Source organism: Paenibacillus sp. FSL R7-0331, assembly GCF_000758645.1.
GTDB lineage: Bacteria > Bacillota > Bacilli > Paenibacillales > Paenibacillaceae > Paenibacillus_AQ > Paenibacillus_AQ camerounensis.
Genome location: NZ_CP009284.1, coordinates 4,839,740 through 4,853,790 on the forward strand (window position 1 = coordinate 4,839,740; position 14,051 = coordinate 4,853,790).

Below are 14,051 nucleotides of genomic sequence, written 5' to 3' on the forward strand. Positions count from 1 at the left end.
GGAGAGATACAAATGAAGGACTTGTTCACCCCGTATGAATTAAAGGATTTGAAGCTGAAGAACCGCGTAGTTCTGCCTCCTATGTGCCAGTATTCTGTAACGGCAAAGGACGGAATTGCTACAGACTGGCATTATAACCACTATGTAAGCCGTGCCGTCGGCGGCACCGGACTGATTATTATAGAAATGACCGATATCGAGCCTGACGGCCGTATTACGGATTATGATCTGGGCATCTGGTCAGATGAGCACATCCCTGCCCTTGCCCGGATTGTTGACGCCTGCCACGCCTATGGCGCGAAAGTCGGCATCCAGATTGCCCATGCCGGACGCAAGGCTGAAGATGCTGCTGTTCCCGTATCCTCTTCCCCTATTCCGTTCGATGATAAATCCAAGACCCCCCGCGAGCTGACAACAGCGGAAGTGAAGGATATGGTCGGCAAATTCCAGGCAGGTGTAAGACGCGCCGTCCAGGCCGGCTTCGATGTCATCGAGCTGCACGGCGCCCACGGCTATCTGATTCACCAATTCCATTCGCCGCTGACCAACCGCAGAAGCGATGAATACGGCCAGGATCTTACCCTGTTCGGCAAAGAGGTCATTGCCGCCGCGAAGCAGGAAATGCCTGAAGGCATGCCGCTCATTATGCGCATCTCCGCCCAGGAATACGTTGAGGGCGGCTACGGCCTTACAGAAAGCCTGAATATCGGTGCAGCCTATAAGGAAGCCGGAGCGGATATTTTCCATATCAGCGCCGGCGGAGAAGGGGCTATTGCCGCTTCGGGCAGACCGGGTACTCATGCCGCTTATCAGGTGCCGCTGGCCCGGGCATTCAAGCAGGAACTGAATGTTCCCGTTATTGCTGTAGGCCGGCTGGATGAAGCCGTACTGGCCAATGCGGTTATCGGCAATGAAGAGGCGGATCTGGTGGCTGTCGGACGCGGCATGCTCAGAAATCCTTATTGGACGCTGGAAGCAGGCGTACAGCTGGGCAAGGATGCAGGCATTCCAAAGCAGTATACCTTCGGATTTCCCCGGGTTAACAACTAAACCGTCAGATAAGAGCTTAGAGTAATGGATCGTGCAGCTTTCAGGCTGGCCGGCTTCTTTTCTCGCAACCGCCGGGGTGATAATGGTATAATGGATTTTAACTAATTTCATGCGCCGGCATGCACCGGGAGAGGATTATGCAGATGAAGAAGAATCTGGAGGATGACCTGATTACCAGCTGGTTGTCTCTGACCCATATACAGATGAATGTAGCGAATGAGCTGGAAGCTCGGCTGCAGGAGAACTTTCAGCTGTCGCTCAAGGAGTTTTACCTGCTGCTCTTTCTGTCCGAGGCACCGGAGAAGAAGCTGCGGCTGCAGCAGCTGGAGTCCATGGTCGGCCTCAGCCAGAGCGCGGTTTCGCGCCTGGTCAGCCGTTTCGAGGCCAAGGGCTGCGGAGCACTGGAGCGGAAGAATTGTGACAGCGACCGCCGGAGCATCTATACCTCGCTGACAGCGATCGGTCAGAGCAAGGTGGACCGGGCGCGGGTAACCGTAAGCGAGGTGCTGGCAGAGGCATTTCCCCATAGCGAAGCTGCGCAGCTGCTGGAGCAGCTTGCACGGCTGGGGCAGCAGCAATAGTCTGCTGTCGCCTTAAGTGGGGCATTTCCGGCCCGCCCGTCATAAAAACAACCCCCGTTGTACCATATTGGTCAGCGGGGGTCTTTGTTATGCAGTGTGGTCTGTTAACACCCTCAGGCGCTCAATTTCTCCGTTGTAAAGTCCCGCTGTCTTGTCTTCTAATCAGTTTGACTAGTCATCTGAATCATAAGCTGTCACCTATCCGCCCGCTACAACATACAACGTATAAGAAATGATAAACCCGGAGGTGTGTGTATGCTGTTTGCCCTGATGCAGCTGCTTGGCGGCATAATTCTGTCTGTAGGCTGGATTCCGCAGATTATGCAGATCATCAGAACCAAATCGGTCGCTGACCTCAGCCTGAACGCCTATCTGCTAATGCTGCTGGGCATCGGACTGATGGAGGCTTATGCACTCAGGCTGGCCGCTGACGGGACGGGACTGGCTTTTCTCATCACCAATACGTTATCGCTGGCTGTTGTCTCTATTGTTGTGCTGCTGATTCTGCGCTACCGGCTGCCCCGGAGCCCGAAAAAATAATCCGTACCGCCGTACCCTGCCCAGCCTCGGAGGAAATCTCCGCCTTATGCCCCAGCTTGCCGCAGATCTGCTTCACCAGATACAGCCCCATCCCTGTAGATTCCTGAAACGTACGCCCGTTCACTCCGGTAAAATAAGCATCAAACACCCGCGGCAGGTCACCGGGCGGAATGCCCACCCCTTCATCGCGCACCTCAAGCACCACCTGCCCCTGCTCTGCAGTATACCCGTGAAAATGGACGAATCTCCCCTCCTCAACCGTGTACCTGAGCGCATTAGTTATCAGCTGGGTCAACACAAAGCCAAGCCACTTCTCGTCTGAAGTAATCGTGAGCCCGCTCTCTATGCTGATTGACGGGAAGACGCGCTTGCGGATAAACAATCTTTTCTGCTCGGAGGTCACGCTGCGCACCACCTCTTCCAGCTTCAGCTGCTCTACGTAAAAATCATGCTCGAACGTATCCAGCCTTGCAGTATACAGCACGGTATCCAGCCCCTTCTTCAGCCGGTCCAGCTCATCGCTGATTGCCGTAAACGGCGGGCCATCCTTATCCTGGATGATCAGATGAATGACTGACAGCGGCGTCTTCATGCTGTGCACCCACTGGTTGATGAAATGAATGTGCTCCTCCAGCTTGTGGCGGTAGCTGTGCAGATCGTTCTGGTAGAGCCGGAACTGCCGGGTCAGCAGCTTGCGCAGACTGTCAGCGAGCGGCGAGCTTTGGACCGGCCCCCCTGATTCGTTCAGCGAGCCCGGCGGAGTCTGCAGACGTTCATAAAAGGTCCGGTTAGACAGATAACGGTAAGCTAAATAGGCCAGCAGCAGACAGGTGCTGAGCAGCGCCGCGTACAGGGTGACTTCCACTGCGCTGCCGCCGTCCAGGCGGTATACGAGCGAGATGATCAGCAGCTGGGCGAGATATATGATAATAAGCGGTGTCTGCTCCCGCAAAAACAGCTTCATCTATAATTCCCCCCAGTTCCCGGATAACCGGTAGCCCTGGCCGCGCACGGTTTGCAGACCCTCCTGGATGTCCAGCACCGCCAGCTTTTTGCGCACCCGGGTAACATAGACATTCAGGGTATTATCGTCGACAAAGGCCTGGTCGTCCCAGATTTTCTCCAGCAGCCGGTCGCGTGTAACGAGAGTACCGGCTTTTCGCATCAGCTCATCGAGAATTTTGGCTTCGGTATGGCTGAGCTCGATTCTGGCGCTGCCGCGTGAGAGGACAAGCCGCTCGGCATCAAGCGTCAGCCCGGACACACTCAGGCCGCGCTCGTTCCCGCCTGCAGCATAGGAGCCGTATGCCCGGCGGAGATGGCTTTTGATTTTGGCAAAAGCAATTTCATAGTCAAACGGCTTCGTGATATAATCATCCGCCCCGTTCTCCAGCGCCATGACCTGATCCATCTTGCCGTCGCGGGCAGAGATGAACAGTACCGGACAAGTGGAGATTCCCCGGATCTGGCGGCACCAGTAGTACCCGTCGAACTTGGGCAAATTGACGTCCAGCAGCACCAGGTGCGGGTCATACTGCTCAAATTCAGTTTTGACCGCTTCAAAATCCTGTGCGGCCCGGGTTTCGTAGCCGAATTTATGCAGATAATTCTGCAGCAGGGCAACGAGCCCCTGGTCATCTTCGATAATGAATATTTTAAACATAGAAGGCCTCCGGTCGCAGCCTTGGCTTCTGCCAAGGTGTTTGCCCATAATATATACAGTCCCGGCGGGCTAGTCAAATCTGGGATACACCGGCAGGCTGGCGGTAAGCGTGCTTGTCCGTAATGATCTCCTCACAAATCGATTTCTTTAAAGACAGACCTGCTCCGGCGGATCACTAGAATGAACAGCACCAGATTGATACCGGCCTGCAGCAGCAGAACCGCCGTTTCTGAAGGGAGCTCAAGGCTGTTCACTGCCCAATAGCCGGGTGAAGCATATTGGATGCCGGGAATATAGTTAAGAATCGAACACAGGGCATACAGCAGCAGCACAAGGACAACGGAAATGATCATGCTGAACTTCGTAGAACAGAGCAGCACGAGATGACACAGAAGCAGCATAAAGACATAAACTCCGATAATTTGTATAATTTCCGAGAGCAGGCTGTAATCGAATCTGACAGGCAGTGCGTAATCCGTACCATAAATAAACAGATAAAAGGCAATGACAGAGCTCATAAGATTTACAATACAAAACAGCGTTGCCATCGCAGTAACCGCCCAAAACTTTCCGTCCAGCACCTTGCTCCGGTCCGCCACCCTGGTGACCGCCAACAGCAGTTGCCCTTCTGTCCTTTCACCGGCGAGCAGGCCTGCTGACAAAAACAGCAGGACAAACAGCGGTACTCCGAATATAAATACAATGGCCCACATGGAAGAAGCGAAATTTACAACGGAGAAGCCGTCCAGCGTTACACTTACAAAGCTCCATTTGAATCTGAGCGCCATGGCATACATGAACGAAAGCAGATTAATGAACAACAGCACCGCTATCACTTTTTTCCTCATTAGCTTATACAGCTCTATTTTCATCAACTCATAGCGGCTCATGGGCGTTCAGGCCTTTCTTGGAATAATTTATCAAGGGAATCATCAGAAATCTCAATATCGTTAATTTCGAGGCCGGCCTGCAAAAAATCTTCAAATAATGTATTGTACCGCAAATTTCCCGAATTAAAAGTCATATGATCTTCAGCGAGCAGCAGCAGATTCTCATACTTGTTATGAAAAAGAGCCAGTTGGGCCGGCTCTGCCTTCCGGAAGGAAAATTTGATTTGTTTATGCTCATTTTTCTGGTATTCGCTTAATCTCCCTTCATTCAGCACCAGATACCTGCTGCAAAGATCCTGAATTTCCGCAAGCTGGTGGCTGGACATGAGTACGGTCATTTTTTTATCACGGGTCAATGTAAAAAGATACTCTTTAAACGCCTTGATCCCGACCGGGTCCAGGCCCACAAACGGTTCATCCAGTATCAGCAGCTTGGGCTCAGAAATGATCGCCAGTGCCAGGCCCAACCTTTGCTTCATGCCGAATGAAAACGCCGAGACCTTCTGCCTGCTGTCTTTTAGCCCGACGAAGGCCAGGGTTTCCTTAATCTTTGACTTCATCTCATCGTCTGCCGGCCTGCCGCTGTACCGCCAATGAATCCCTATATTTTCTGAAGCACTTAAATGATCGTATAATCTGCACTCTATAAGATAGCCCAAATCATCCATCATTATGGGATTATTTACATATTCTGCGTTGTCCAGAAAGCGGATAGTGCCCTGATCAAATTGAAGGAGCCCCAGAAGCCCTTTCATCAATGTGGTCTTGCCGGCACCGTTCTTTCCGATCAAGCCTACAATCTCCCCTTCTTCCAGCTGAAAAGAGGCTCTGTCCAGTATACGGTTTGCTCCAAAATGCTTGACTGCGTTCTCTACACTCAAAACTGTCCCCATAGCTCCACACTTCCGTTCCTTTGATGAATCATTTATCGTAAGCTAAAAATACCACAATGGCTCCGCTGATCTCTCCCGGTTGTCGTAACCTGCCTGGTTATTGTAGTCGTTTGCAGATTTAGCCCACATTCAGCAGAACACTTACTTTAAAATGAGGATAGGTGTAGTCAAGGCTGACCGTTCCGTCAAGCTTTTGTACATACATTTTTATAATATCAACACCGCTGCCTTTGACTGACCCTGCCCGTTTGCTGGAGTGGTAATCACCCGAATTTGAGATGCTGACTTTATCAGCCGTGTTGATCACCCGGATCAGCAGGGTATTGTTGTAATATCTTATCTGCAGGTCGATCCACCGCTCCTGCCCTTTGCCCAGCCGCATTACGCCTTCCAGCGCGTTATCCAGCATGTTGCCGATAATCAGCGACAGCCCTACCTCCATCCCGTCCAGCACAAGATCCTGCGGAATCAGGATTTTCCGGTGTACCTCAATGCCCTGTTTCTCGGCAAAGCCGATTTTTTCGTTGCAGATCGCATCCAGAACCGCATGCCCTGTAGACACCCCGCTGACTGTAAAAGCAGCCTCGATAACGGTGTCCAGATATTGGCTTGCATCCTGCAGCGGTTGGCCGCTCAGCAGCCCGCGGACAGTGACGAGAATATTCTTCATATCATGCCTTAAATACTGCAGCTCCTGCTGTTTTTGCTGAAGCTTTTCATACTCCAGAATCTGCTTCTCAATGACCTCATTGCGGGCCATCTGATTGATGTAATACAGCAATTTCCGGTATACATACAGCACGGCAATATTAACCGTCAGCAGGCCCAGCATGACCATCACGGCATGGCCGCTGACCTTGATATCCTCAATCGACATTTTCCCGGCTTCCCCGGCCAGTGCCGCAATCAGAATTACTAGGGAGCAGACCGGAATGACGGATAGTACGAGCCAGTCCCGGGAAGACAGTGTAATTAGACTGCTGCTTCTAAATACAAACAGCATCCTGACTAGAATAAGTGTACAGAGCAGCACAACTCCCATCTGCACAACATTAACGATCCCGCCATTGATAACAGGCTTCAGGAGCCCGCTCACAAAGATAATGATCATTTCAATTGAAGCAGTAAATACGGTATAAAATACTGCTGCGAACAGCTTCTCTGCTTGTTTTCCATAAAAACAGAAAGCCAAAACAATGAAATGGATCAGGATCGACAGCAGTATCTTTTCCGTTACCGTAATGTAACTCCCCAGAAAAGCCTTTATTAATAACAGGCCGGAAATAAGCATCAGAATATTTTTGATCCCGGTTTTTTTCCGAAAAAAGATGCATACGTACAAATAAAGAGAATATCCCTGCGAAATGTAAACCATCAGAAAAAATAGCAGCAACAGCAGCAGCTGGCTGGGGCCGAAATCCGACATTTCTGCCATTAAATCAGCCTCTTCTCAATAAAACGGTGATATTCCTGCATAAATTGTTCCCGCCTTCCGCGGCTTACAGGAACAATGTCCCTGTTCGACATTACAATTTCTGTGCTGTTCAGGGAACGGATACTATTCATATTTACCAGATATCCCGTATGTACTCTTGAGAAATAATAGGGCTGCATCTCCTGCTCCAGATTACTGAGCTTGCCATAGCAGGTCACTTCCCCGCTGTCCGTAATGATTCGCAGCTTACGCCCGCTCTCCATAGTGATATAATGAATTTCTTTAATCCGCAGCTGATAGGTTACATTCTTGGACGAAAAAGTAATCAGATTGCTGTTATTCAGGATATAATCAAACGCCTGGCAGACACTACGGTTAAGCTCATCAAATACGACTGGCTTGGAAATATAGCGGAAGGGATGTACCTCAAAGCTCTCTTTCATATAGGAATCATGACTGGTCACATAAATGATCAGCACATCCGGATCGACGGCTCTGATCCTTCTGGCAACGGCAATTCCATTCATGTCCGGCATCTCGATGTCCAGCATGATAATGTGGTATTTCTCCAGTCCCCTGCTGAAGTGTTCCATGAAAGACAAGGGATGCTGATAGACCTCAACCTGGGCCTGAACGGCGCTCATTGATTCAAAAATCTTATAAATTTGACTTTCCAGTAAAGATGCATGCTTTAGGCTATCATCACAGATCGCAATGTTTAACTCCATTTTTAAGTGCCCTTCCCTTTACATTTATATCCTTTTGACTGCTCTATTCTATAGCAAATCCTGGGCTATGCAGCTCTCATTTACGAACATTTCAGCACAAAGTAAAACAGCCGCCCCTCCGGTCAATCCGGCGGTACGGCTGTTACAATTCCCTCTATGATTCTTTGGCTGCTGCTTATCTGCCGTCCAGCAGATTGCCCAGGCCGCCAAGAATACTGCCTTCCTCCTTGCGGCCGGAGCCGCCTGCTGCCGACAGGATGCGGTCAGCCATCCGGCTGAACGGCAGCGACTGCACCCAGACCTTACCCGGTCCGCGCAGGGTTGCAAAGAACAGGCCCTCGCCGCCAAACAGCGCGGTTTTGACTCCTTTTACAAATTCAATATTGTAATCCACAGAAGAGGTCATCGCTACAAGACAGCCTGTATCCAGCTTGATTGTCTCCCCCGGCTGCAGCGTCCGCTCCAGCACATGACCGCCGGAATGGACGAAGGCAAGGCCGTCTCCCTCCAGCTTTTGCATAATGAAGCCTTCCCCGCCGAAAAAACCTACGCCCAGCTTGCGCTGAAATTCGATGCCTACAGATACGCCCTTCGCCGCACACAGGAATGAATCCTTCTGGCAGATCACCTTACCTGAGTACTGCTGCAGATCAAGCGGAATGATTTTACCCGGATAAGGGGCAGCGAAGGTAACATTCTTCCGGCCGTAATGCCCGCTGTGTGTAAATACTGTCATAAACAGGCTCTCGCCGGTCAGCACCCGCTTGCCTGCGCCCATAAGCTTGCCCATCAGCCCGCTGCCCTGCCGGGAGCCGGAGCCGTCACCGAAAATCGTCTCCATCGTTATTTCAGGGTCCATCATCATAAAGCTTCCGGCTTCGGCAACTACGCTCTCACCTGGATCAAGCTGTACCTCCACACACTGGATTTCTTCGCCCATGATCACATAATCAATTTCGTGTGCACTCATTCCTGCAGCCTCCCAAAGGTTAATAATGCATATGTATTCGCGTCTCTGCGCTTCCATGATGTTTCGAATGAGGTATATACGCTCTGCCCGCAGCAGCGGTTTCAATCTTCAAGGTACAATAAATAAAGGCCAGCATAGATGCATGTCTGCATCCAGCCTGGCCTTTGATCTTGAACCCCGCGGTACGGGGTTAACTTTGCGCTAATCACGCTACTGTACTATCCTGCGGCTTACTCAGCTGCGGCTGAAGCTTCGGTACTTTGTTCAGCTTCGGTTTGCCCAGTGTTGTAGTCAAGGTAATAACATAGCCGGCTACTACTACGGCCATTACAGTATACAGCGTCTCTTTGAGCGGCATGTATATAAGAGACAATGCCAGCACAATAACATCCATAAGGATAAAGACGGTACCTACCTTAATTCCCTTCCATTCACTGATCAGCAGCGATAAAATATCGTCACCGCCGCTTGCACCGCCGCCGCGCAGGATCATTCCCGCTCCAAGACCTGTCAGTACGCCGGATAACAATGCCGCAAGCGGCAGATTATCCTGCAAGTCTATCACCCATCCGGAATAGCGTTCCATCAGCCCGTAGAACAGTGTAAAGGCTATTACTGAGATGACGGTGTTCATTACGAACGATTTTCCTTTGAAAATGATTGCGATTATAAGTACTGGAATGTCTAATAGCAGAGTGGATATAGATGGTGAAATGCCTAGTACGTATTTGCCGAGCAGTGCCAGGCCGACGAACCCGCCCTCGGTCAAATGATTCTGATAATTAATGTGATAATAAGTAAAAGCTAACAGCAAAGTTCCGGACAAAATAACGGTGAGTCGTAACGGCAGCTTCATACCGTTGTTGTGATTCCTCATACAGGTCTCCCCTTATCGTAGTTGGCGGCTCAGACGTCGCTTAAGCCTCTACGGGGGGGCATGCCAGAGGAGCTTTTCCTTCGCATACAATACTCCCTTCCCAAGTGAGAGGCGGCTTCGTCAATTACAACGTTTCGCACCTTCGACAGGGAAGCTAAGTATAAGACAGATCATAACGTTTCCAAATCGTCCTTTGGGGATTCGTCCTTCGGGGACACATGGTATCCTGATCCTTTCTCTAATTTGATAACTTCTGAATAGATTATACCACGCGGCAGGCTGTCTCTAAACAGGTTTCCAGTAAAAACATCACGAATCATGTAAATTTTACGCTTCATTCATGTAAAATCTGCATTCAGCCCTGATTCCGCAGCAGACGATTGACCGTTTCACGCCGGACTCCGATCAATTGTCCGATTTCCTCCTGGGTCAGCAAATCTGTAAGCTGTGCACCGTAAGCGTAATCCTTCATCCAGCGGTTCAGCAGCTCCATCCGTTCAGCCGGCGAGCCGACGGTAAGGTGATCCAGCCGTGTCTGCATGAACCGGACCTTCTCCTGAAGCAGCAGCGCAATCTCCATCACTTTATCCGGATTCTCGCGCAGCTCCCGGTACCACTCCGCAGCCGGAACGACCTCAATTTCACTTTTTATCATGGCAACAGCCGTTCCATGCGCCTCCTTCGGCGAAATGAGGGAATGATGGGGAACGGTCTCACCGGGATACAGCAGGTTAAACAATACCATATTCCCGTTTTCATGCAGTCTTGTTACTTTGAACAGCCCGCTCTTGACCTTATATAGATAATCGCAGCTGTCTCCCTGACGGAACAAGACTTCCCCTCTGTGCAGAATCATTTCGCTCTCTCCTTTAACTTCTGTTTATATATATTATTAATTATACAGAATTACACCTCAAAATTGCAGCGAAATCGAAAGAACAAATCCACCCGAAGGGTGGATCTATATATAGAGTACTTAAGAACCTAATTTGCTGACTTCTAGCAGCTGCTTAACTTTAATTTGGTCTTACCCACTTAAGGAGTTCATTGTTCTTGGCAGCTGGCAGCTGTATTGAAATAGCGAATATAGGCACATACCCTGGCCTAATGTATACGAAAAACAGAATACAATAGGCCACTAAGAGGGCAAACTAGCCAAATGTATGCGAAAAAACGATTACATTTTGCCACCATGAGGGTAAACGGCACATTGTATGCGAAAAAACGATTACATTCTGCCACCATAAGGGCAAACTGGCCAAATGTATGCGAAAAAACGAATACATTCTGCCACCATAAGGGTAAACTGGCCAAATGTATGCGAAAAAACGAATACAATGTGGGGGGTGGTATCAGGTCGTTTCTTCCATGTCTCCTGATTCTTCACGTCCACCCCTCCTTTATTTTTCATCGGAGTTATCCACATTTTTTTGCATTGTATAATTTCCTATACAACCAAAAAACTGCGGGGCATCAGACAAGTGTCTGATGCCCCGCAGTTCTCTATTTAAAACGTACCGTTTTAGAAGCTTTATTTGGTCTGCAGCGGCTTTTTCCAGAGGCCGAGAGTCAGGCCGGATATTACACTGCCGATCAGAACGGCCAGCAGGAACAGCAGCGCGTTGCTGGATAATGCAGCGACGAAGATCCCGCCGTGCGGTGCAGGCACGTTAATGTGCCAGAGCTGTGTCAGTCCGCCGGCAACAGCAGAACCGATGATGCAGGTAGTCAGCACACGCAGCGGATCGGCTGCCGCAAACGGAATTGCGCCTTCAGTAATAAACGACAGGCCAAGTACATAATTCGTCAGCCCGGATTTGCGTTCGGTTTCGGTGAACTTGTTCTTGAACAATGTTGTGGCCAGTGCGATTGCCAGCGGAGGAACCATACCGCCGGCCATTACTGCAGCCATCATCAAGCCGTTCACGTTACCGCTGGAGGTAAACACACCGATGGCAAAGGTGTAAGCCGCCTTATTGAAGGGGCCGCCCATATCGATGGCCATCATTCCGCCAAGAACAACACCCAGGAGAACCATATTTCCGGTGCCCAATCTGTTAAGGGCATCAATCATTGCTGTATTAATGGAGCCAAAGACCGGATCGAATATATAATATGCTACAGCTCCGGTGATCAGCAGGCCAAAGACCGGGTAGAGCAGAATAGGCTTCAGTCCGTCCAGTGTACGCGGCAGGCCCGCAAAGGCTTTACGCAGGCCGATGATCACATAACCGGCCAGGAAACCGGCAGCCAGACCGCCGAGGAAGCCGGCGTTGGAATTCAGGGCCATAATACCGCCAACCATACCCGGCATCAGTGCCGGCCGGTCACCTATGCTCATCGCGATAAATCCGGCGAGGATCGGGATCAGGAAGTGGAAGGCACCATCGCCGCCGCCGATCGTCTGCAGCAGCTTCACCAGCGGGTTATCGACGCCGGCCACCTGCTCGATCAGGAAGGAAATGGCAAGCAGGATACCGCCGCCGACTACGAACGGAAGCATGTGCGAAATACCGTTCATCAGATCTTTGTAGATTTTGCTTCCCACGCTCCCCGATTTAGCCGGAGCAGCTTCGCTGCCCGTGCTGCGTCCGCCGTCCTGGTAGATCGGGGCATCGCCCTTGAGTGCTTTGCTGATCAGTTCTTCAGGCTTACGGATACCGTCACTTACCGGTCTTTGCAGCACCGGCTTGCCGGCGAAGCGGGCCATCTCCACATTCTTGTCGGCCGCCACAATAACACCGCTGGCCCGGCGGATCTCATCAGCGGTAAGCACATTCTGTGCGCCTTCCGAGCCGTTGGTCTCAACGCGGATATTAACACCCATCTCCAGCGCTTTTTTCTTCAATGCATCTTCGGCCATGAAGGTGTGGGCAATCCCTGTAGGGCAGGCTGTAACAGCTACAACAAAACCGGAGGATTCCGGATTTCCAACGATCAGCTTCTCAGGCGCCGGCTTAGCTGCAGGAGCAGCCTTATCTGCTTCTGCCTTGGCATCCTGCTCCGCCTGCTTGGCATCAAACAATGCAGCAACCTCATCAGGTGTGGTGGCCTTCATGAGCGCCTCGATGAATTCGCTTTCAATGAGCAACCGGGACAATGCTGCCAGAGTGCGCATATGCATATTTCCGGCACCCTCCGGTGCGGCAATCATAAAGAACAGCTTGGCCGGCTCATCGTCCAGTGATTCGTACGCTACACCTGCGCGGCTCTTGGCGAATACTACAGTAGCTTCATTAACTGCAGAGGTCTTGGCATGCGGCATGGCAATTCCGCCGCCGATGCCGGTGCTGGACTGGGCTTCACGCGCCAGAATCTTTTCCTTGAACAGCACCTTGTCATTGATCCGTCCGCTGGCCGCCAGGCTGGCAATCAGTTCATCAATTGCCGCCTCTTTTGTAGTTGCCTGCAGATTCATGATCATTGCTTCTTTTATCATCAAATCTGTAATTCTCATGTTTATCAGCTCCCTATGTTCCTGTTAATACCTATTGCCTACAGCTGTGTAATCTCGATCTGGGGGCGCAGCCTTCCGATAAAGCCGCCGTCTGCCAAATCATCGGAGAACGCTGTTGCACTGCCGGAGGCAACACCTGTACGGAAGGCTTCAAGCAGATCGCCCTCTATGGACAAGGTTCCTACAAATCCGGCGATCATCGAATCCCCTGCACCTACTGAATTCCTTACCTGTCCCGACGGTGCATTCGCACTGTACACGCCCTGCTCCGTAATCAGCAGCGCACCGTCTCCGGCCATGGAGACCAGCACATGCTGTGCTCCGGCTTCCAGCAGCTTACGTCCGTACGTGATAACCTCTTCTCTGGTGCTGATGGTAACCCCGAACAGCTCGGCAAGCTCATGATGATTCGGCTTGACCAGCAGCGGTGCGTATTGAAGCGCCAGCTGCAGCGCCTGTCCGGTGGTATCAATGACGAACTCAGCCCCCTGCTGCCTGCACACCTCGATCAGCCTGTTATAGAAATCCGCTCCAAGGGAAGGCGGGATGCTCCCGGACATCACCACAATGTCCCCGGCCTGCAGATTGCGTAGCTTACCTGTCAGGACATCGGCTTCAGCGGCGGTAATTTCCGGTCCGGTTCCGTTAATCTCGGTTTCTTCTCCGGACTTCAGCTTAATATTAATGCGCGTATCCCCGCTGACCGGAACAAAGTCGCTTGAGGTGCCTTCCTCATGCAGCCAGTCTTCAATGAACCGGCCGGTGAAGCCGCCCAGAAATCCTGTTGCCGTGTTGCTTACTCCCAGCTGGTTCAGGACACGCGATACATTGATCCCCTTGCCTCCCGGCAGCTTCAGGTCACGGGTCATCCGGTTCAGGCTGCCGAGCTTCATATCTTCAACTTCCACGATGTAGTCAATGGAAGGATTAAGTGTGACGGTGTAAATCATGTTCATCCCTCATTATT

At 51.1% G+C, this 14,051-nt stretch carries 14 protein-coding genes; 3 read left to right on the top strand and 11 right to left on the bottom strand.

The genetic code is table 11. From position 1 onward, the window contains the following. Positions 1–12 precede the first annotated feature (12 nt). The 3 genes from R70331_RS20950 to R70331_RS20960 all read left to right on the top strand — a co-directional run bounded on the left by R70331_RS20950 (position 13) and on the right by R70331_RS20960 (position 2,171). Positions 13–1,050, top strand: coding sequence for an NADH:flavin oxidoreductase/NADH oxidase (locus R70331_RS20950; RefSeq protein ID WP_042178722.1), 1,038 nt, complete (start codon positions 13–15; stop codon positions 1,048–1,050). A 143-nt stretch (positions 1,051–1,193) separates the two neighbouring features. After that, complete coding sequence (locus R70331_RS20955) at positions 1,194–1,631, top strand: MarR family winged helix-turn-helix transcriptional regulator (RefSeq protein ID WP_042182981.1); 438 nt, start codon at positions 1,194–1,196, stop codon at positions 1,629–1,631. A 255-nt stretch (positions 1,632–1,886) separates the two neighbouring features. Then, the gene (locus R70331_RS20960) at positions 1,887–2,171 is read left to right on the top strand and encodes a PQ-loop domain-containing transporter (protein ID WP_042178724.1); all 285 of its coding nucleotides are present in this window, start codon (positions 1,887–1,889) and stop codon (positions 2,169–2,171) included. Here the strand turns inward: R70331_RS20960 and R70331_RS20965 are convergent. The 11 genes from R70331_RS20965 to pfkB form a co-directional block, all read right to left on the bottom strand. Beyond that, positions 2,116–3,135, bottom strand: coding sequence for a sensor histidine kinase (locus tag R70331_RS20965; RefSeq protein ID WP_042178725.1), 1,020 nt, complete (start codon positions 3,133–3,135; stop codon positions 2,116–2,118). The genes R70331_RS20960 and R70331_RS20965 overlap by 56 nt on opposite strands. Further along, positions 3,136–3,834, bottom strand: a complete 699-nt coding sequence (locus R70331_RS20970) for a response regulator transcription factor (protein ID WP_042178728.1) — start codon at positions 3,832–3,834, stop codon at positions 3,136–3,138. Between the two features lie 131 nt (positions 3,835–3,965). Then, complete coding sequence (locus R70331_RS20975; protein WP_042178730.1) at positions 3,966–4,724, bottom strand: ABC transporter permease; 759 nt, start codon at positions 4,722–4,724, stop codon at positions 3,966–3,968. Next, positions 4,721–5,617, bottom strand: a complete 897-nt coding sequence (locus tag R70331_RS20980; RefSeq protein ID WP_042178732.1) for an ABC transporter ATP-binding protein — start codon at positions 5,615–5,617, stop codon at positions 4,721–4,723. The genes R70331_RS20975 and R70331_RS20980 overlap by 4 nt, the downstream gene beginning before the upstream one ends. Positions 5,618–5,735: 118 nt before the next feature. Then, positions 5,736–7,052 (bottom strand): GHKL domain-containing protein, encoded by a 1,317-nt coding sequence (locus R70331_RS20985; RefSeq protein ID WP_042178734.1) that lies wholly within the window; start codon positions 7,050–7,052, stop codon positions 5,736–5,738. Further along, entirely contained in the window at positions 7,052–7,780 is a 729-nt protein-coding gene (locus R70331_RS20990) for a LytR/AlgR family response regulator transcription factor (protein ID WP_042178737.1), read from the bottom strand. The genes R70331_RS20985 and R70331_RS20990 overlap by 1 nt, the downstream gene beginning before the upstream one ends. A 175-nt stretch (positions 7,781–7,955) precedes the next feature. Further along, positions 7,956–8,750 carry a TIGR00266 family protein gene (locus R70331_RS20995; protein WP_042178739.1) on the bottom strand — a complete coding sequence of 265 codons (795 nt, stop codon included), beginning with the start codon at positions 8,748–8,750 and terminating at the stop codon, positions 7,956–7,958. Between the two features lie 205 nt (positions 8,751–8,955). Beyond that, the gene (locus R70331_RS21000) at positions 8,956–9,627 is read right to left on the bottom strand and encodes a YitT family protein (RefSeq protein WP_042178742.1); all 672 of its coding nucleotides are present in this window, start codon (positions 9,625–9,627) and stop codon (positions 8,956–8,958) included. Positions 9,628–9,982: 355 nt separating this feature from the next. Continuing rightward, positions 9,983–10,483 (bottom strand): Crp/Fnr family transcriptional regulator, encoded by a 501-nt coding sequence (locus R70331_RS21005; protein WP_042178745.1) that lies wholly within the window; start codon positions 10,481–10,483, stop codon positions 9,983–9,985. A 675-nt stretch (positions 10,484–11,158) separates the two neighbouring features. Beyond that, positions 11,159–13,084, bottom strand: a complete 1,926-nt coding sequence (locus R70331_RS21010) for a PTS fructose transporter subunit IIABC (RefSeq protein ID WP_042178748.1) — start codon at positions 13,082–13,084, stop codon at positions 11,159–11,161. Positions 13,085–13,122: 38 nt separating this feature from the next. Beyond that, complete coding sequence (gene pfkB, locus R70331_RS21015; protein ID WP_042178751.1) at positions 13,123–14,034, bottom strand: 1-phosphofructokinase; 912 nt, start codon at positions 14,032–14,034, stop codon at positions 13,123–13,125. Between the last annotated feature and the right edge of the window lie 17 nt (positions 14,035–14,051).

Coding starts and splice junctions, on each gene's coding strand:
- R70331_RS20990 (WP_042178737.1), bottom strand. CDS start 7,780: ATGGAGTTAAACATTGCGATCTGTGATGATAGCCTAAAGCATGCATCT.
- R70331_RS20995 (WP_042178739.1), bottom strand. CDS start 8,750: ATGAGTGCACACGAAATTGATTATGTGATCATGGGCGAAGAAATCCAG.
- R70331_RS20970 (WP_042178728.1), bottom strand. CDS start 3,834: ATGTTTAAAATATTCATTATCGAAGATGACCAGGGGCTCGTTGCCCTG.
- pfkB (WP_042178751.1), bottom strand. CDS start 14,034: ATGATTTACACCGTCACACTTAATCCTTCCATTGACTACATCGTGGAA.
- R70331_RS21005 (WP_042178745.1), bottom strand. CDS start 10,483: ATGATTCTGCACAGAGGGGAAGTCTTGTTCCGTCAGGGAGACAGCTGC.
- R70331_RS20980 (WP_042178732.1), bottom strand. CDS start 5,617: ATGGGGACAGTTTTGAGTGTAGAGAACGCAGTCAAGCATTTTGGAGCA.
- R70331_RS20985 (WP_042178734.1), bottom strand. CDS start 7,052: ATGGCAGAAATGTCGGATTTCGGCCCCAGCCAGCTGCTGCTGTTGCTG.
- R70331_RS20960 (WP_042178724.1), top strand. CDS start 1,887: ATGCTGTTTGCCCTGATGCAGCTGCTTGGCGGCATAATTCTGTCTGTA.
- R70331_RS20975 (WP_042178730.1), bottom strand. CDS start 4,724: ATGAGCCGCTATGAGTTGATGAAAATAGAGCTGTATAAGCTAATGAGG.
- R70331_RS21000 (WP_042178742.1), bottom strand. CDS start 9,627: ATGAGGAATCACAACAACGGTATGAAGCTGCCGTTACGACTCACCGTT.
- R70331_RS20955 (WP_042182981.1), top strand. CDS start 1,194: ATGAAGAAGAATCTGGAGGATGACCTGATTACCAGCTGGTTGTCTCTG.
- R70331_RS20950 (WP_042178722.1), top strand. CDS start 13: ATGAAGGACTTGTTCACCCCGTATGAATTAAAGGATTTGAAGCTGAAG.
- R70331_RS21010 (WP_042178748.1), bottom strand. CDS start 13,084: ATGAGAATTACAGATTTGATGATAAAAGAAGCAATGATCATGAATCTG.
- R70331_RS20965 (WP_042178725.1), bottom strand. CDS start 3,135: ATGAAGCTGTTTTTGCGGGAGCAGACACCGCTTATTATCATATATCTC.